Annotated in this window: 17 protein-coding genes and 1 pseudogene; 9 read left to right on the top strand and 9 right to left on the bottom strand. The window is 73.1% G+C overall.

Features of this window, described 5'->3' with window-relative positions; all coding sequences use genetic code 11:
- The first annotated feature begins 372 nt into the window (after positions 1–372).
- The 3 genes from ABEB13_RS02805 to ABEB13_RS02795 all read left to right on the top strand — a co-directional run bounded on the left by ABEB13_RS02805 (position 373) and on the right by ABEB13_RS02795 (position 6,100).
- Positions 373–1,137: a hypothetical protein gene (locus ABEB13_RS02805; RefSeq protein WP_345704106.1), complete on the top strand. Its 765-nt coding sequence runs from the start codon at positions 373–375 to the stop codon at positions 1,135–1,137.
- A 1,291-nt stretch (positions 1,138–2,428) separates the two neighbouring features.
- Entirely contained in the window at positions 2,429–4,450 is a 2,022-nt protein-coding gene (locus ABEB13_RS02800; protein ID WP_345704105.1) for a WD40 repeat domain-containing protein, read from the top strand.
- A 201-nt stretch (positions 4,451–4,651) separates the two neighbouring features.
- Positions 4,652–6,100: a hypothetical protein gene (locus ABEB13_RS02795; RefSeq protein WP_345704104.1), complete on the top strand. Its 1,449-nt coding sequence runs from the start codon at positions 4,652–4,654 to the stop codon at positions 6,098–6,100.
- A 193-nt stretch (positions 6,101–6,293) separates the two neighbouring features.
- Here the strand turns inward: ABEB13_RS02795 and ABEB13_RS02790 are convergent, their stop codons facing one another.
- A complete protein-coding gene (locus tag ABEB13_RS02790; RefSeq protein ID WP_345704103.1) occupies positions 6,294–7,340 on the bottom strand; it encodes a hypothetical protein in 1,047 nt (348 codons plus the stop codon).
- On the opposite strand from ABEB13_RS02790, the gene ABEB13_RS02785 reads away from it, so the two are divergent.
- Positions 7,339–7,626 carry a hypothetical protein gene (locus tag ABEB13_RS02785; protein ID WP_345704102.1) on the top strand — a complete coding sequence of 96 codons (288 nt, stop codon included), beginning with the start codon at positions 7,339–7,341 and terminating at the stop codon, positions 7,624–7,626. The two genes, ABEB13_RS02790 and ABEB13_RS02785, sit on opposite strands and share 2 nt — an antisense overlap.
- A gap of 122 nt (positions 7,627–7,748) precedes the next feature.
- Here ABEB13_RS02785 and ABEB13_RS02780 read toward each other — a convergent pair whose 3' ends face one another.
- The 5 genes from ABEB13_RS02780 to ABEB13_RS02765 form a co-directional block, all read right to left on the bottom strand.
- Positions 7,749–8,399 carry a response regulator gene (locus ABEB13_RS02780; protein ID WP_345704101.1) on the bottom strand — a complete coding sequence of 217 codons (651 nt, stop codon included), beginning with the start codon at positions 8,397–8,399 and terminating at the stop codon, positions 7,749–7,751.
- Positions 8,387–8,671, bottom strand: coding sequence for a sensor histidine kinase (locus ABEB13_RS40230; RefSeq protein WP_425559856.1), 285 nt, complete (start codon positions 8,669–8,671; stop codon positions 8,387–8,389). The genes ABEB13_RS02780 and ABEB13_RS40230 overlap by 13 nt, the downstream gene beginning before the upstream one ends.
- Positions 8,635–9,456 carry a sensor histidine kinase gene (locus ABEB13_RS02775; RefSeq protein WP_425559855.1) on the bottom strand — a complete coding sequence of 274 codons (822 nt, stop codon included), beginning with the start codon at positions 9,454–9,456 and terminating at the stop codon, positions 8,635–8,637. Before ABEB13_RS02775 ends, ABEB13_RS40230 begins: the two co-directional genes overlap by 37 nt.
- 499 nt (positions 9,457–9,955) lie before the next feature.
- Positions 9,956–10,570, bottom strand: a complete 615-nt coding sequence (locus ABEB13_RS02770) for a class I SAM-dependent methyltransferase (RefSeq protein ID WP_345704100.1) — start codon at positions 10,568–10,570, stop codon at positions 9,956–9,958.
- 208 nt (positions 10,571–10,778) lie between these two features.
- Positions 10,779–11,129 (bottom strand): hypothetical protein, encoded by a 351-nt coding sequence (locus ABEB13_RS02765; protein WP_345704099.1) that lies wholly within the window; start codon positions 11,127–11,129, stop codon positions 10,779–10,781.
- Between the two features lie 882 nt (positions 11,130–12,011).
- On the opposite strand from ABEB13_RS02765, the gene ABEB13_RS02760 reads away from it, so the two are divergent.
- Together ABEB13_RS02760 and ABEB13_RS02755 are read left to right on the top strand one after the other, a co-directional pair.
- Positions 12,012–12,539 (top strand): hypothetical protein, encoded by a 528-nt coding sequence (locus tag ABEB13_RS02760; protein WP_345704098.1) that lies wholly within the window; start codon positions 12,012–12,014, stop codon positions 12,537–12,539.
- Entirely contained in the window at positions 12,536–12,832 is a 297-nt protein-coding gene (locus ABEB13_RS02755) for a hypothetical protein (protein WP_345704097.1), read from the top strand. The genes ABEB13_RS02760 and ABEB13_RS02755 overlap by 4 nt, the downstream gene beginning before the upstream one ends.
- A 143-nt stretch (positions 12,833–12,975) precedes the next feature.
- Here the strand turns inward: ABEB13_RS02755 and ABEB13_RS02750 are convergent, their stop codons facing one another.
- Positions 12,976–13,176: a hypothetical protein gene (locus tag ABEB13_RS02750; protein ID WP_345709997.1), complete on the bottom strand. Its 201-nt coding sequence runs from the start codon at positions 13,174–13,176 to the stop codon at positions 12,976–12,978.
- Between the two features lie 21 nt (positions 13,177–13,197).
- Here ABEB13_RS02750 and ABEB13_RS02745 point away from each other — a divergent pair, with 21 nt between their 5' ends.
- On the top strand, positions 13,198–13,344 hold the full coding sequence (locus tag ABEB13_RS02745) for a hypothetical protein (RefSeq protein WP_345709996.1): 147 nt from the start codon (positions 13,198–13,200) through the stop codon (positions 13,342–13,344).
- Positions 13,345–13,354: 10 nt separating this feature from the next.
- Here the strand turns inward: ABEB13_RS02745 and ABEB13_RS02740 are convergent, their stop codons facing one another.
- Positions 13,355–14,206, bottom strand: a complete 852-nt coding sequence (locus ABEB13_RS02740; RefSeq protein WP_380230955.1) for a lysozyme — start codon at positions 14,204–14,206, stop codon at positions 13,355–13,357.
- Between the two features lie 656 nt (positions 14,207–14,862).
- Here ABEB13_RS02740 and ABEB13_RS02735 point away from each other — a divergent pair.
- Complete coding sequence (locus tag ABEB13_RS02735; protein ID WP_345704096.1) at positions 14,863–15,063, top strand: hypothetical protein; 201 nt, start codon at positions 14,863–14,865, stop codon at positions 15,061–15,063.
- A 248-nt stretch (positions 15,064–15,311) separates the two neighbouring features.
- Here ABEB13_RS02735 and ABEB13_RS02730 read toward each other — a convergent pair whose 3' ends face one another.
- Positions 15,312–16,172, bottom strand: coding sequence for an SDR family oxidoreductase (locus ABEB13_RS02730; RefSeq protein WP_345704095.1), 861 nt, complete (start codon positions 16,170–16,172; stop codon positions 15,312–15,314).
- Positions 16,173–16,232: 60 nt separating this feature from the next.
- On the opposite strand from ABEB13_RS02730, the pseudogene ABEB13_RS02725 reads away from it, so the two are divergent.
- A pseudogene (locus ABEB13_RS02725) lies at positions 16,233–16,989 on the top strand (TetR/AcrR family transcriptional regulator).
- The last annotated feature ends 346 nt before the right edge of the window (positions 16,990–17,335 follow it).

The raw sequence follows: 17,335 nt of genomic DNA, 5'->3' as shown, positions 1-17,335 counted from the left end.
CTGCCACGGCTGGAACAGCTCGGACACCGGCGCCCGCGCCCTCTACGCGTACACCTTCGGGGAACTCGCTGCCCAGATCGACTCGTTCGTCCCGTCCTGGCACGGGAAGGCGGGCGTGGTCGGCGTGTTCTGGCCCTCGATGCTCTTCCCCGAGGACGCCCCCGACAGCCCGTCCACCGCCTCCACTCCCGCCGAACTCGCCACCGCACTCGCCCCCGCCTTCGCCCCGGCGGAACAGGCGAAGCTGACCGGGATCACCGCGCTGCTGGACAAACAGCCCGAGGACGCCGAGCAGTTGCAGGCCTTCCACCGGTTGGTCGGCGGCCTGGTCACCTCCCGCCGCTGGCGGCCGAGGACACCGGGCAGCAGGCGGTGCTGGACAAGCCGACCGGCGAGGTGTTCAGCGCGCTGGCAGGGCTGGCGAGCGAGCAGGGCGACGCCCAGGGTCTGCCCAACCCGTTCAAGGTGCTCTGGCACGGCGCCCGGGAGGCGCTGCGCACCGCCAGCTACTACGAGATGAAGAACCGTGCGGGGGTGATCGGCAGGGACGGACTCGGCCCGTTGCTCGGCCGGTGCGCCGGCAACGGCCGCCGGGTGCACCTGATGGGGCACAGCTTCGGCGCCAGGCTGGTCGCGTTCGCGCTGCCCGGCCTGCCGGACGGCATCGGCAGCCCGGTCGCCTCCGTGCTGCTCGTCCAAGGCGCCTTCTCGCACTTCGGCTTCGCCGCGCCGATGCCGGTGGACATCGACCGCAACGGCTTCCTGGCCCCGTACTTCGACCGGGTCGCCGGGCCGCTGCAGTCCACCTTCTCGCTCGCCGACCGGGCGGTCGGCTGGTGGTACCCGGCGGCGTCGATGCTCAACAACGAGGACGACCAGGCGGCCTCCGACCTGACCTACCGCTGGGGAGGGATGGGCCACGACGGCTTCCAGCAGGGCGGCGTCGACCAGTTCGACCTCAGACCCGCGGGTGAGCCGTACCCGCTGCAGGGCCGGCACTTCTACCGGCTGTGCGGCGACGAGGTCATCAAGGCCGACCAGTCGCCGTTCGCCGGCGCACACGGCGACATCAAGCACCCCGAGGTGGTCTGGGCCGCCCTCGCCGGCGCGACCACGGGTCTTGACCTGGCTGTCTGACGGCGCGGTACCGTCGGCGGTCGGTGTCGGGCGGTGGCGGGCGGCGTCTGGAGGTCGGAGCCGCGGCTGCTCCCTCGTGCCGCGGACCGGCGCAGCCTGCCACCGGTCGACCGGGCGCTGTTCCTGCCGCCCGGCCCGCACACGAACCGGACCCGGCACCAGTGCGCCGCCCTCCGGCCGAGGGCGGGCTGACCTTCTCCGGTGACTCCTGGACCGTGCACCGTCGGCGCCCACCCTCCCGGGCCGACGGAGGGCCGCCCGGGGCTGCTGCGTTCGGGTGCCGACAGGATTCACGGAAGCACCGTCCTGGGCATCGCCTTGGGTATGACCACACCCTCCCACCGCCGTCGTCGTCCTGCCACCACCGCTGCCTCCGCGCCCGCTGACCCGGCGCGCCCGCCGGCGGCTGCTGTCGGTCCTGGTTCAGCGAGCGCATCGTCCGGGGCGGGACAGTGGTCCGGACGCTGTGGCACGAACCTGTGTGTACGGCCGAGCGCTGACCTCGGGCCCGGAAGAGCGATGCGGCGCCCATCTGGCCGCTGGGAACGGGAGCCGCCGCAGCCGCGGTCGCAACCGCAGGTTGTGCCGTGTTCCCGAGCCGGCCCTGCGCTGCCCGGGCGCGCCAAGCCGTCTGGGTGAGCCAAGCCGGCCGGGAGCGGCTCACCCGGACGGCCGGAAATGTCGGGCGCGGGGGATACGGTCGGCCCGTGAACACTGGAGCCCTGCCGGTTGAGCACCTGGTCGACCAGGTGGTCGACGAGATGGTCCGCACCGGAGAGGTGGGCGCGGGCCGGCTGCTGCTCGACGAGCGGGAGCGCCGAGGCGAGGCCGCGGCGTGGGAAGGAGCGCTGTCCCTCCCCGGCATCCTGGCGACAGGCGCGGTTCACGGCCTGCCCGAGCGCTCCGGGGTGGACCGCCTGCGCACGGTCGCCCGCTCGACGCCGGAACCGCGTCACCTCGCTGGTCCTGGAGATCCGGGCCGAGTACCGGGGAGCAGGCCAGGGGCCCGCGCGCGAGGTGGGGGACTACGCGGACGCCGAGGTCCGCAGGGCGGGGCTGCTGCAACTCCTGGTCGTGATGTGCTCCGCGGTCGGCTCCGACCACGGCCGGCTCAGGCCCGTCCGGGCCGTGCCCCCGAGCGGCTGGGCCGCCGTCCTGGACGCCCTGGAGCCGATCGTGCCTCGCGCGGCGGCGACCGTGGCCGACCAGCTGGGCCGCCGAGTACCCGAGTCCGTTTCGTCCGGATCCTCATCGTCGATTGTGAGCGCACTGCGTGATAGCGAAACTGCCCTTGGACAGCCCCCGTTGGCGCGACCTCGACGGTGTGTCGATCGAGGAGTTGAAGGAGGTTCTGGAGGCGATGGCCGCCGCGGGCGCTGCCGGCGCGGGGGAGGAGTGGAAGGAGCCGTGGAGCCGCGTCCGCGACGGCCTGTTGGAGCAGGAGACCCTCTACAGCGGGGCCTTCGCCGTCCTGCCGCACGTCGTCGAGGCCGCGGCGGCGTCGCCCGGCCGGTTCGTGGGCCTGTGGGTGGACCTGGGGCTCATGGTGACCGCGGCGCCCGCGACGCCGATTCCCGCCGACCTCGAAGCAGGGTTCACGGCCGCTGTTCGACTGGCCGCGCAGGCAGCGGTGCGCGGGTACCTCACGGCGGGTGCGCCCGCCGCGGAGTGCGTGTATCTCGCGCTCTCCTGCGCGGCTCTCGCCGGCCACCGCATCGGAGAGGTGCTGTGGCACTCCGTCGGGCTCGAGGAGGGCAGCATCGTGCTGTCCTGCCCCGGCTGCGAGTACGAGACCGAGATCGCCGACTTCTTCGTGGACCCGGTACGCCCGCTCTTCGAGGCACCCGGACTGCCGGATCCCGCGGCGGCGTCCCGGGACGGGCACGTCTGGGGTGAGGTCGCCGGGGCGCTGCCGGACGGGGCGCTCGGGCAGGAGTGGGTGCCCTTCCTGCGGGTGGCCCGCGCGGTCGCGGTGGCCGGTCTGCCCGTCGGGACGCCGGGGCGGGCCGTCCTGTGCCTGCTCGCGGCCATGGTGGCGGTCAGGGGCACTCCGGACTGGGCCGGGAAGGAGTGGGCCCGCAAGCTCATGCTGCTGACCGGAGACTTCCAGTGCCCGGATTGCGAGCAGACCTGGTCGATCGCCGACTGCCTGGTGGAGGACCCCGACGGCTCCCGCCCCCACGACGCACCCGGGCGCGTGCGGACGGAGGACGGCTGGTCGGACCCGGCGACGGCGACGCCGACGGCTCCGGAAGCGGGGCGGACCGGTGAGCCGGGGGCGGGGCTTCGGCTGGAGGGCGGCGTGCTGCTCGGGGCCGACCGCACGCCCCGGGGCCGGGTGAAGGTCCTCTCCGGCCCCTCGTCCGGGCCCGGTCCCGGTGAGGGCGTCAGCGCGCTCGCGGTCGTGTCCTCGCCCGTCGGGCCGACGCTGGTGGCGGCGGCCGGGGACACCGGCACGGTGTTCCTGTGGGACGCGGCCGACGGTCGGCTCGTCCACGCGCCGCTCGCGGCGCATCGCAGCCCCGTCCGGTCGCTGACGGCCCTTCAACTGCCCGAGGGACCGGTCGTCCTGGCGAGTGGGCACGCGGACGGCACGCTCGTCCTGTGGGACCCGGGCACCGGGCAGCCGCTGTGCGAGCCCGTCGCCAACTGGCTCGGCTCCGTGGAAGCCATGTGCGCCGCGGCCGTCCCGGACGGCCGGACCCTTCTCGTCACCGCCACTCCACGCGGGGCGGTCCGGTTGCGGGACCCGCGGACGGGCGAGTCCGTCGCGCGTCTCAACCCCACCGGCCGTGCGATCGCATCGATCGCCGCCGTGCCGATCTCGCCCGGACACACGCTGGTGGCGGCCTCGGACACCCAGGGCGACGTCCACCTGTGGGATCCGTCCGTGGACGATCCCTGGGAGCCCGGGGCCGCGACACCGCCGAGCAAGCGGGTGCGGGAGGACCACCGCCATCAGGTGGCTCTGGTGGCGACCGTACCCGCTCAGGACCGTGACCTGGTGGCCACCGGGGACCGCCGCGGCGTGGTCATGCTGTGGGATCCCGCCACCGGCACCCCGGTCGGCGACGGGCTGCCCGCGGACGCTCCGGGCAGTCTCCTGACGGCCATGACCGCCACCACGCTCCCCGGCCGGCGGACCGTCCTGGTCACCGGCAGCAACTCCGGGCGGGGCCTGCGGGTTTGGGAACCGAGCAGCGGCACGGTGCAGCACCTGGCCCTGGACGTGGCGGTCACCTGCCTGGCCGCCGCCGGCTCCGACCTCGTCGTCGGACACGCCGGCGGAGTGCTCACGCTCCGGCTCACCTGACGACATGTCCGGCGGCCCACCTCCCGCGTGAGCCGCACGGCATCCATGACGCCCGGGCGTGCGCTCCGCGGACGTCCGGCACGACGGAGGAGGATCATGGGCGAACCCACGGCGGACCCGGCACCGGGTGGATCTGCGTCTCCCGGCCCCGCCGAGCTGGCCCGGCTCGCCGGGGACGCCGGTCTCTGCGAGGAGAGGCGCGTGTCCGCGGCAGTGGCCCTGTCGTTCTGGGACGGCCATCGTGAGGCGGGGGCAGCCCTGCTGGCACGCCTCGCCGACGACACCTCACTGGCCGGTCACACCCGTGTGGACGCGGCTGCGGCGTTGGCCCGGGTGGTGGGCCACGCCGAGGACGGTGCCGAGCGCTTGGCACGCCTGGCCGACGACAGCACCAGGACGTGGCCGAAACGACGCCGGCTGCTGCGGAAGTGGCTCTGGCTGGACGGGTTCGCGGACGACCTCGACCGTCTGAACGCGGCGGTGGCCCTGAGCGCCGTGGAGGGGCACCAGGAGGCCGCGGCCGCCCTGTTGACCCGTACCGCCCGGGACGCCTCGCTGAACGACTACCTCCGCCGAAGTGCGGCCGCCACCTTGGCGGGGATGGCGGCGCACCGGGAGGACGGAGCCGCCCTGCTGACCCGCCTCGCCCAGGACACCACCATGGGCCACGGTCGCATCCACGCAGCCAGGACCCTGGCGGCCCTGGACACGCACCGCGAGGACGGCGCCGCTCTGCTGACCGCGCTCGCGGACGACGCGAGGCTCCGGTACGCGCGGGCGTGGGCCGCCGACTACCTGGCCGCCCTGGACGGGCACGGGGAGGCCGGGACCTCCCGTCTGGTGCGCCTGGCCGAGACCCCCGCGCAGAGCCCGGCGGCGCGGTGGTGGTGGCCGACGTGGGTGCACCGCAGGGTGCAGGAGCGCGTCTTCGACGATGACCGCGGTCGGGTGTGGGCGGCTGCTGCGCTCGCCCGCAGGGACGAGTCCCGCGCTCTCGGTGCCGCGCTCCTCGTCCGGCTCGCCACCGACCCGACCCTGCACGACAGTCGCTGCCGCCTGGAGGCGGCCCAAGGCCTGCTCGTGCTCGAGGAGCACTGGCAGACCGGTGCGGAGCTCGTGTGCCTCCTCGTCCGCGGCACCTCCCTGAACAGCGATCAGCGCCGCAAGGCGGCCCGCAGACTGATCGACACCGACGGCTGCCAGGCCGCCGGCGCCGCGCTCCTGACCGAACTCGCCCACGACAGCGCGCTCAAGGACTGGGAGCGAACCGCAGCGGCCGAAACCCTCGCGGCCTCGGCCGGCTACCAGGAGGCCGGAGTCGCCGTCCTGATCGGCCTCGCCGACGACAGCACCGCCGGCGGCCATCTGCGTGTCCTGGCCGCCAAGGCCCTGTGCGAGGTCGACGGCGGCCGGGATACCGGTGCCGCGCTGCTCACCCGGCTGGCGGAGGACGGGGCTCTGGACACCCACGACAGGGTGCAGGCCGCCAGGTCGCTCGGCACGGTGGACGGGTACCGGTACGAGGCCCTTCGCCTCCTGAACGAGCTGCACCTCGTGGTGCGGCGGGAACACTGGGACAACCCGGTGCCTGCGAGTCTGGTCCAGGGCTACATCGACCGCTTGGAGGAGCCGAAGGCCGCCCCGTATTGAGATCTCGGGCTGTGTGCCGTCGCGGGTCCGGACAGGCAGGGAGCGCTCGGGGACGCTTTCGATCACGGAGTCCGATGAGTTGCTGTCCGCGGTCGAGATCACCCCACCCTGCTGTGACCGACGCGGAACCGAGCCGGCACCTGCACCGACCGCCTGGAGCCGGATCCCGCCGTGGTGCGGCCCGGGCGACGCCTCACAGCGGGACGACGACCAGGCCGGCGACGTAGCGGGCGAGCCGCGCCGGGCCGTGTCCGGCGAGCGCCCGGTGGACGTCGTCGGGCACCGTGGGCCGCAGACCGGCGGCGACATGGCCGAGATGGGCGACGGCATCGAACCCCGACCTCCGCTCGGGTCCGTCGAGCAGGGTGCCGTCGGTGGTCCGGGCCGCGCACGGTGGCTGGGGCTGCAAGGCGTCGTGGATGATCCGGGCGACCGCACCCGCGCCGGACTGTGGCTCGGCGATCAGCGGCCGCAGCGGGCGGTGCACGCCCCGCCGGGCGAGTTCCTCATTCGTGGTGAGGGGCGGAAGCGGCTCGGTGCCGGGGTCGAGAAGCGACGCGAACGGGACGGCGCGCTCCAGCAGCTCCGGTCCGTCGAGGCCACCGAGCCGGAGCCCGGCGTTCTCGGCCTCCGCGGCCCGGATCCGGAGGTCGCCACGGACCGTCAGGGCCGGCAGCAGGCCGGCAGCCCGGGTGTACGGCTGATGGTCGTCCGCGGCCGCCTCCGCGGCAGCCGCTTCTTCCGCAGACCCGCCGGCGGTGGCGGTCGCGGTGGGCGTCCCGGGGTGGAGCAGCAGTGCGGCCGGTACGTCGAAGTGCTTGGACGTGTACAGCAGTCGGGTCAGCTGCGTGTCCGGGTGGGCCCGGCGGTCCGAGCCGATTCGCCAGACACCCGCGTGTCGGGTGAGGCTCCGGACCTGGATCAGGCAGCCGAAGCCCCGCCCGCCCGGCTCCACCCACCACCAGAGCAGGTCGGCGCCGGTGGCCTTCCCGAGGTGGCTGTTGAAGGAGACGTACCGGGCCGCGGGCGGCAGCTCCCGCAGCAGCTCGCGGACGATCGCCTCCTCCGCCGGGAAGGACCCCGGAAGAGCTCCCGGGCAAGCGTCAAGGGGCGGCGGCTGCGGGCAACGGCCCGGCCGTCGATCGGCAGGCGTGCTCGGCCGGCCAGACTCATCGGGCTGCGCCCCTCCGGTGCCCGGGCCGGCGGCCGGGTCGCGGGCCGCCGTCGTGGTCGGGCCCATGATGACCCATCACTGTGTCCGCCGAGAAGGCGCCCCGGCACCTGCACGCGCGGCCGGAGCCCTTCACCCCGACCTTGCCGCCCAGCTGGATGCCTTCGGCATCGACCGGACCACGTCCGAGCCGGCCGACCCGTTCACCACCGGCCCGGCCGATGCCCGCTCCTTTCACACCCGGCCCGGTCACCTGCGCCCGCCCCACAACACCGTCCACAACACCGTCCACAACACCGTCCACGACGGCGTCAACCGCAGCGCCCGTCCGTCGGCAGGTGCAGCCTGCTCGTGACGACGCGGGCATTCCTGGCCGCACGCGCCGACCGGTCACAGCCCAGGGCCGTCCCGCTTTCGCGACAAGGGGCGCCCACGGCCGGGTGCTCCGCCGGTAGATCGTGATCACGGACGGGAAGGTCAGGCCCGGGACGCTCCGAGGAACCGGAGCACGGCCAGGACGCGGCGGTGGTCCGCGTCGACCACGGGCAGGTCGAGCTTGGCGAAGATGTTGTTGATGTGCTTCGCCACGGCGCTCTCGCCGACCACCAGCGCCTGCGCGATGCCGGCATTGGAGCGCCCCTCGGCCATCAGGCCGAGCACCTCCCGTTCGCGGGGAGTCAGCCGCGCGAGCGGGTCGCTGTCGCGCCGCAGCAGCAACTGGGCGACGACCTGCGGGTCCAGGGCCGTGCCCCCGTCCGCCACCCGCCGGACCGCCGCCACGAAGTCGGCGACATCGGCGACCCGCTGCTTGAGCAGGTAGCCCACACCGCTGGTGTTCGCGGACAGCAGGTCGGCCGCGTACCGCTCCTCCACGTACTGGGAAAGCAGCACCACCGCCGTCCCCGGCCAGCGCCGGCGGATCTCCATCGCCGCTCGCACCCCCTCATCGGTGAAGTCCGGCGGCATCCGGACGTCGATCAGGGCGAGTTCGGGCCGGTGCTCCGCCACCGCCGCCAACAGCCCTTCCGCATCACCGGCTTCGGCGGGAACCTGGAACCCGCCCATCTCCAGCACCTTGACCAGGCCGACCCGCAACAGCACCGAGTCCTCGGCGATCACCGCGCGCACGGCAGCTCCGCGGTGATGGTGGTGGGTCCCCCGACGGGGCTGCTGACGTGGAAGGTCCCGTCCAGGGAGCCGACCCGCCTGGCCAGCCCGGTCAGCCCCGTGCCGGCGGCGGCGTCGGCACCGCCCAGCCCGTCGTCGGTCACGCGCACGCGCAGCACCTCGCCGACCCGACGGACCAGGACCTCCGCACGCATCGCGTCGGCGTGCTTCGTCGCATTGGTCAGCGCCTCCGAGATCACGAAGTACGCGACCGACTCCACGCTGGGCGCCACCCGCTCCTCCAGATCGACCCGCAGCCGCACCGGTAGGGACGTGCGGGCAGCCAGCCCGGACAACGCCGCGTCCAGACCTCGGTCTTCGAGCACCGCCGGGTGCAGCCCCGCACCAGGTCATTGAGTTCGGCGATCGCCTCCTTCGCCTCCAGGTGCGCCCTCGCGATCACCTCGCGGGCATCACCCGGCAGGTCCGGGCGGGTGGCAAGGGCCAGGCCGAGGTTGACCGCGAGGGATACCAACCGCTGCTGGGTGCCGTCGTGCAGGTCGCGCTCGATGCGGCGGCGCTCCGCGTCGACGGCTGCGATCAAGTCGCTCCGGCTCACGGCCAACTGATCGACCCGCTCCTGGAGCCGCTGCGCCCGGCTGGGCCCGAGCATGCCCAACGCCAGCCGCGCCTCGGCCCCGGCCACTGCCCGCGCGGTCCAGGGCAGGGCGCACAGAAGGAGGAGTCCAGCCGCTGTGTAAGCCGGCAGCTGGGTCACGTAGCCGAACCAGTCCTGGCGGATCCCGGTTGGCAGCGCCCACGCCCAGGCGTAGGCGATGACGCCCGCCGGGCACGCCACCGCCACCGCGAGCACCAGTAGCTCCAGCAGCGCGAGCAGCGGGCCCAGCAGGAGGTGGTAGCCGATTGTGCGCCAAGGCCGCGTCGCCGCGAGCCGCCGGGCGGTCGAGGCCCACGTCCATGGTTCCGGCGCGGTGGGGGTGAGCCGGGGGACGTCCACACCGATGAACAGCCGGTAGCGAGCCCGCTGAACGGCCGTCAGCACCGGGGTGCCGATCACGGCCAGGGCGGCCGAAAGGGAAACCGTAAGGAGCCAGTTCCCCGTCCTGGCGGTAGTCGCCGCCGCCCAGGCCCATACGGGCACCAGTCCCAGGTGCGGCAGCACACCGGCGGCAAGAAAGCCGGTGTCCCGCCGCACCCGGAGGACCGTGCGTCTCAGTCCGGCTGGAATCGTCATGGCACGACGCTATGGCACCGCAGGAGGACAGTGCCATGAAACCTGTACCCGATCTCCTGGTGAACCTGGTACCAGCTGTAGATCCCGATCTCGGCCTGTGGGCGGACGGCATCTCGGGTCGGCAGGTCGGCTTCCGCCGGCCGCCGGCAGGTGGAAGGGGCCCGCTGGAACGGGCACCGTGCCCCGGTGAGTATCGCTGTGTCCGCACCCGTGAACAGCCCAAGGAGTGAACCCGGCGGCCGCCACGGTAAGCACCGTTTCAGCACTACGGCTACGGCCGTCCGGTCTACGCTCCGGCCGGGCGGGAACCGCCCGAGCGGCGTCAGGCGTCGATCGGACGCAGCACCGCGTAGTACGCGAACGGCGGACCGTACAGCCGGGCGACCCGCAGCCCGGCTCCCTCCGCCAGGCTGATCAGCGCGGACGGCCGGATCTGGTGCCGGTCGAAGAACTCGCCGACCACCAGTCGCCCGAACGGTTTCAGCACCCGGCGCAGCTCGGCCAGCGTACGCGCCGGGTCCGGGATCTCGCCCAGCGCCGTCACCAGGTATGCCGCATCGAACGAGCTGTCCGTAAAAGCAAGTTCATGTGCGTCGGCGCAGTTCGGCACGATGTTGTCGACGCCCTGCTCCTTGGCCCGGCGGCCCACGTGGTCGAGCATCTCCTGCTGGATGTCCACGATGTCCAGCCTGCCGTTCGGGGTCAGTTGCGGTGCGACATGCAGCGACTGCAGGCCGGTTCCGGGGCCGATCTCCAGGATCCTCTCGCCCTCCCGGGCCTGCAGCACATGGTCCAGACGCTTCAGGGTCAGGAACGGCAGTGGCAGGTCGAGCAGTCGGCGCTGGGAGTACGGGTACGGCGCGGAGTCGGTGAACCACCAGGTGCCGGCGATGGCGGCAGCAGCTCCCGCGCCGATCAATGCCCGCGAATGCCTCATATTTCCTCCCCAAATGTTCGATTGGTCCATCGGAGCATCCTGATGGCCCATCAGTTGTGTTGGTGTGCAATCTGCTTGTGCCGGCACCGGCTTTGTCGGCAGGCGAACCGGGCGGGCCGAACGGACCGGGCGGGCCGAACGAATCGCCCGTGGACCGCCGTTGCGGCAGGCCGGGGACTTCCTCAACGGACCGGACCGCAAGCGCCGATCACATCACGAGCTCTTCCGCCCGGCGGCACGGCCGAGGGATGGCGCGGGTCGCGAGAAACGCGCAGACCATGGCCAGCGGCAACTCGGCGAAGACCGCCATCAGCACCGCCAGCTTGACGTCCGAACCCGGGGCAGCCGTCATGACGTCGAACCAGGCGTCGACCAGCAGCAGGGCCGAGGCCGCGGCGGAGGTCAGGCCGGCCCGGCAGTCGCCGCGCCTGAGGAGCAGCCCGGTGGAGAGCAGGCCGAGCGCCTCGAAGCTGTCCAGACCCGTCCACGTCCAGGCCCAGTGCGAGGCCTGAGCGGTGGCCGGCAGCCCGGTGTGCAGGAAGGCCAGCCAGGGAATCATCACCAGCCCGAGCACCGTGAGGACCGTTGCCGCCCGGCGAAGCAGCGGGGGTAACGTCGGAGCGGCCGCGGCCTTCGGAAGGATCGGCGGGACACCGGAGCCCGGACCGGCGTCCGCGCGGACCAAGCGGAGCGAATGAGCGCCGGTCGGTTGAGTGCTCGCCATGACACCTGACTCCCTCCCGTGCCCGTCTCTCGGGCACACGATCAGCCTGTCGTTCGCGCGCGCCCGAGGCAGTAGTGCTCCTATCCGACTTGATGGTGGTGCTGGGTACACCCCTCCGCATCCGGCTCTCCGGGTGCGGGTGGTGCACCGGCCGGCCACCCGGTCGTGCGGCGCCACCAGGCGCGTCGCGCCGACGGTGTCGCGTTGCCCGGGGTCCGCTTCGGCCGCCGACCGCGCGACCAGGCCGTCGAGCCGGGTGAGCAGTTCGTCGGGGCCGAGTTCTCCTCGCCCACGCGCCGGCCCGGGTGCAGCAGCAGGCCCTGGCCTGCTGCCGGGCCGGCCAGAGCGGCGACGCCCTGCACAGCGCCCTGGACCTGCGGCGGACGCTCGCCGGGATCCGGCGCCACGGGTACGTGGTGGGCGCGCGCCGCGCCCCGTGGCCGACGGGTACCGCCGCGACACCGCCCGGTCCGTCGAACTCGGCACGTGTGCCGGATCGTTGCCCGATCGTGCCGGTCGAGCATCCGCTCGGCACCGACAATTTTGCGATCATCGACGCATGCTTGCGTGGAACCGTTCGAGGGTCCGTCCGATGTGGCCGGCCACCTCCGGTACCGGAGGACGATCATGACCGGCGCGTCGGACCCCGCGTCGGACTCTGTGCCACCGAGAGCAGCCGGGTCATCGGCCGGGGCCCCACGCAAGGGCCGCGGATGCGTGGGTGCCCTGGCCGCAGTCGGCGTGGTCCTCGTCCTGCTGATCGTCTGGGCCTGTGTCAGCGTCCACGACTACCTCGACCCGGCCATGCCCGACGTCCACGGGATCTCGACATCCGCGGAGGTCGCCACAGCCGACCGGGCCGCCACCACCCGGCTGGACGACGCCCTGGCCCAGGTGCGCACCGCCGTCCCGTGGATGACCGACGCCGGCCGGAGCGCCGACGATCTCTGCTCCACCAACGACAACGTCGCCTTCATCGGTGAACGGCGCCGCTGGGCCCCGGTCAGTTGCATGCGCACCTCGGCATGGTTCGGTGCCTTCGACGGTAGCCTCCCCGAGGAGCTGACCCGGATCAACCGGGCGCTGAGCCGTGCAGGTTGGACACCGCAGGCCACACCGATGGACGAGCTTTTCCGGATCGATCAAACCCGCATGGCGACCGCCTCCCCGAGCTCCGGCCGGCCACGGCCTGCCTACGCCTACGGCTCGTACCGGAAGGGGATCAACTCCTGCACGTCGAGGTGACCCAGCTTCCACTCGCACCGTTCAGCGATCACTCCCGGATCGCCCCGGTCCCCGCCACCGCTCCTGCCCGGCCCGCGCCGAACGAGGCGAGCACCTACCACCGTGAGTACCGGTCCATCTCCCTCGACAGCCTGATCGGGCGGGCCGGTGGCGAGAACCGCTACGTCCTCGGCGTCGAACTCGACGCCCAGTACTACACGGCGCCGGTCCCCGGCGCGTCCGCCCCGACCGCACCACCGCCGGACAGGGGGTACGCCTGCCGCACGGGCAGCGGCACGTGCGTCGGCGGGTGATCCGCCCGCGCCGATGACCGGGGGCCGCCGGGTCGACCGACGTGCACCCGGTCGCGGTAGCCGGGACGGCCGGTGCGGGTGGGGCGAATCCCACCCGGACCGGCCGTCCGGCGTCGTGGCCGCGTCGGCACGCCGCGGGTGCGTCAGCCGGCGACGGAGGCCCACGCGTCGGGGAAGCGGCCGTCCGCGCGGAAGGAGGCCAGGAACGCGAACCGGGCCGCGTCCGGGTCGGCGACCGTCGACGGCGTGGACGCCAGGTCCAGCAGGGCGGACCCCGTTCCCGCGTACCGGCGCCACCCCGGCGCGCCGGGGGAGTCGGGCTCACCGTACCGGGCGAAATTCACCCAGTAGACGTAGACCGGCGCGTGACCGGTGCGCTGAGGGACGGACTCCAGGCCGACCTGGTGCTGATCGACGGCGACCCCACGACGGACATCACCGACTCGCTGTCCATCCGCGTGGTCTGGCGCCGGGGCGAGCGGCTCGACCGGACCCCGGGGATCCCGGGGTGACCCGGGGATTTCAGCCGAGAGCGAGAGCCTTCAGACGGTCGTAGGCGCCGTTGAAGCGGTCCTGGTCGCCGGGCAGCGTGCCGGAGTCCGCGTACTGCCAGAAGGTCTGGAAGCTCCAGCCGGCCGGCAGGGTGCCGACCGAGGAGCTGTAGCGGGCGATCCACAGCGGGTTGGTGGTGCCGAAGCCGCTGTAGTTGCCGGTGCACTGCTGCCACCAGCTGGTGGTGGTGTAGATCACCGGGTAACGCCCGGTGCGGCTGTGCACCGTGGTGCTGAACGAGCGGATCCACGACACCATCGCGCTCCGGCTGAGGCCGTAGCAGGAGGCGCCGTACGGGTTGTACTCGATGTCGAGGGCGGGCGGCAGGGTCTTGCCGTCGGCCGACCAGCCGCCGCCGTGGTTCACGAACCAGGTGGCCTGGGCGGAGCCGGAGGAGTGGTCCGGCAGCGCGAAGTGGTACGCACCGCGAATCAGCCCGGCCCGGTAGGACCCGTTGTACTGCTGGGTGAAGTACGGGTTGGTGTAGGTGCTGCCCTCGGTGGCCTTCACATACGAGAACTTGGCGCCGTTCGCGGCCGCAGTGCTCCACGCCACGTTCCCCTGCCAGCCGGAGACGTCGTTGCCGGGGGTCTGGGTGACGGCCAGCGTGCGGGCGGCGCTGCCGGAGCCGCTGCCCTCGTGGGCGGCGACGGTGGAACCGACGTGGTCGCGGTCGAAGTGGTGCGCGGGACTCGGTTCGGCGGCCAGCGCGGGGGCGGACGCGCCGAGGAGCAGCGCCGCCGAGGCGGCCGCGACGGCGCACCGGCGCAGCCCCCGGTGAGAGGCGAGGGGGCGTGCGGCGCGCAGGGCAGTGGGGGGCACGAGCAACTCCTTCGTATCCGCGTTCGCGGGTGAGGTGTGTGATGCGCTCGGACGTGGAGCGAATGGCGCACGCCGAAGCGGTGGTTCCGGTCGGGGCGAATCGGGCCTGATGGGCGGCCGGTCACACCGATATGTGAAGGGCTGTCACATGGTCATCTGAGCCACTGTCATCTCATCGCGCATCTCGGGCGAACCCGCAACAGACACTCCGCAGAGACCAGGGCCGAATGTGCGGTACACGCACGGCTCAGCCATGACGGTGCCGAACGGGGGTCCGGCGGTGAACGGCGCGGTGGAGCCATCCGAGCTGGCTAGCTGCACCCGAACGGGCGACGCCCCGCCTGACAGTCCGTCGGCCATCCGGCGCCGGGCCCTGCCCCGCGTCCGTCGTCAGGCTCCCCGGCACCCGCGGATCCTCCTGCGACTCCGGGGGCAGTCCGTACCGGTGGTCTCCGCGCGCCTGCATCGCAAGCGATGGTGACCGAGTTCACTCAAAGGTTCTGCTGGATATTTCGGGACGTCAATATGTCGGCACACCGCCCCCGCTACGGTCTCCCCGTCAGCCATGATGGCTGCCCGGGGAGCCAACTCCGCTGCTGAGAAGGTGCTTTGCGCCGCCCGGGCACGCCCCGACCCTGTGGGGGTCACCTTCACCGATGCCTACGCCAAGTGCGGCTCCACCACGAAGGCGCTGGGCAAGCTCAGCCCACTACTGCAACACCAGGTGGAACTTCCACGGCGCGCCCGACACCGAGCTCGCCTATCCCGGAGCCATCAACAGCGCGGGAGACACCTTTGCGACGCACTTCAAGAGCCACGGCGCCCGGCACAAGGCCAGTACCTGCAACGCCTGCTAGCGACCCGCCGGCGCGCAGTCCCCGTCACGGGCGCTTCCGGCAACCTTCCCTGACCCGGCCTCCGCCGCGCCACGCCGCGCCTCGAGGCTTTCGACAGCTTACGCGGCACAGGACCGTCGGTACCGGAGCGGCAGCCGGTGCCGACGGGCCTGCCGCGTTTCCGGGGCACCCCTTCGCCTCGGCCCACCTCCACGCCGAGTTCCCCCGGTCCGGCAACCGGCCCCTGTTCCTGCAGTTCAGGGCCGGATCTATTCGGCCCAGGCGTGCTCCAGCAGGGTGCGGAAGGTGGCGGGCTCGCGGCCGATCAGTTCGGCCAGTGCCGGGTCGGCGCCGGCGAACTCGCCGTTCCGCGCCGCCGCGAAGATGCTCACCAGCAGGTCGGCGATCGGGGCCGGGGCACCGTGCCCCAGGGCCTGCTCGCGGAAGGCGGCATCGGGGACGACCGTGCGGGTGAAGGACCGTCCGGTGGTCTGGGTCGCGATCTCCGCGACGGCGCCGAAGTCGAGCGCCGTCGGGCCGGTGAGTGAGGGGGTGGGTCCTTCGAAGCGGCCCTCGTCGGCGAGGATCGCCGCGGTCGCCTCGGCGAGGTCGTCGTGGCCGGTCCAGGCGACGGGGCCGTCGGCGGGGAGGGCGATGTCGCCGGTGCGGCGGGCGGAGTCCAGGAACTGCAGGGCGCTGGCGGCGTAGAAGCCGTTGCGCAGCGCTGTCCAGGGCAGGCCGGTGGCGCGCAGCAGGTCCTCGGTCCGGGCGTGGTCGCGGCATGCCTGGAAGCGGGAGTCGTGGGCGGCGCCCATCTGGCTGGTGTAGAGGATGCGGCCGACGCCGACCTTCACGGCGGCGTCGATGGCGGCGCGGTGGCCGGTGACGCACTCCTCGCCCGTGCGGTCGAGGGAGACGAGGAGCAGTTGCTCGGCGCCCTCGAAGGAGTGCACGAGCGAGGCGGGGTTGTCGAAGCTGCCCTGCCGGACGCGGACGCCGCGGTCGGCGAGGTCCTGGGCCATGCGGGGGTCGCGGACGCTGACGCCGAGGTGGTCGGCGGGGAAGCGGTCCAGGAGGCGTTCGACGGTACGGCGGCCGAGCTTTCCGGTGGCTCCGGTCACGATGATCACGGAAGTACTCCCCATGCTGTTTCCAGTGGAATCATCTCGATGGTAACACTGGTACTAACGATGGAATCAAGCATCCGATATCATCGATTCATGACTGTGCGCGATACCTCCGACAGCTCTCGCCGCCGTATCGTCGCGGCGGCCGTCGAGCTGCTGGAGAAGGGCGGGCCCGACGCGGTGAGCACCCGCGCGGTCGCCGCCGCAGCCGGGATGCAGCCACCGGCGATCTACCGCCTCTTCGGCGACAAGGAGGGGCTGCTGGAGGCGGTCGCCGAGCACGGCTACGCACAGTTCCTGGAGAGCAAGCGCGCGCAGCTCGACCCCGCCCCGGAGGATCCGGTGGAGGAGCTGCGCCGCGGTTGGGACTTGGTGGTGGAGTTCGGGGTCTCGCGCCCGGAGCTGTTCGCGGTGATGAACCGGGCCACCGGCCGGGGTCGGACGCAGCCCACCGCGCGGGCCTGGAGATCCTCCACGGGCGGGTGCGCCGGCTGGCTGCCGGGGGTGGCTGCGGGTCGACGAGGAACTGGCCGCCCAGATCATCCAGGCCACCGGCCAGGGCGCGGTCATCACCTGGCAATCCACCCCCGCGGAACGCCGCAATCCGGCGCTGCTGACCATCCTGCGCGAATCCATGGTCGCCGCCGTCACCCGCGCCGAACCGACGGTCTCCGCCGCGGAGACCGGCCCCGCCCCGGCGGCCCGCGCGCTGCGCGCCGCCCTCCCCGACGACGCCGACGTCCTGAGCGACGCCGAGCAGCGCCTGCTCCGCGAGTGGCTCACCCGCCTGGCGGCGGACGGTGGTGCGGGGCAGGCCTGATCCCGCGTCACGGGGAGCCGCCGGCCGGCAGGTGGCCGGTGTACGGCCGCGGGCCGGTCGGTGCCGGACGGCGTCGACGGGGGCGCCCCCGTGTGCGGTCAAGCGGTCGGGAGACAGCGGAGGGATCGCGTGGCAGGCTGTCCGGCATGGATCATGAGCCGGTCGTCCGGGTGCCCGCCGAAGGGGCGGTGCGTCCTTGTGTCTTCTGCGGGCACCCGGTGGCCATGGAGTCGCAGGACGAGTACGACTGTCCTGTCTGTGGGGAGCCTGAGTCCCGGTGATTCAGGCGGAGCCGGCGGACCGAGGTTCGTAGAGGTGCCGTCGCGGAGCATCGCGAAGAGGACGC

This window comes from Kitasatospora paranensis (assembly GCF_039544005.1).
Classification (GTDB): domain Bacteria; phylum Actinomycetota; class Actinomycetes; order Streptomycetales; family Streptomycetaceae; genus Kitasatospora; species Kitasatospora paranensis.
Note: the sequence above shows the minus strand (reverse complement) of the source record. Positions and strands in the feature narration are given on the sequence as shown.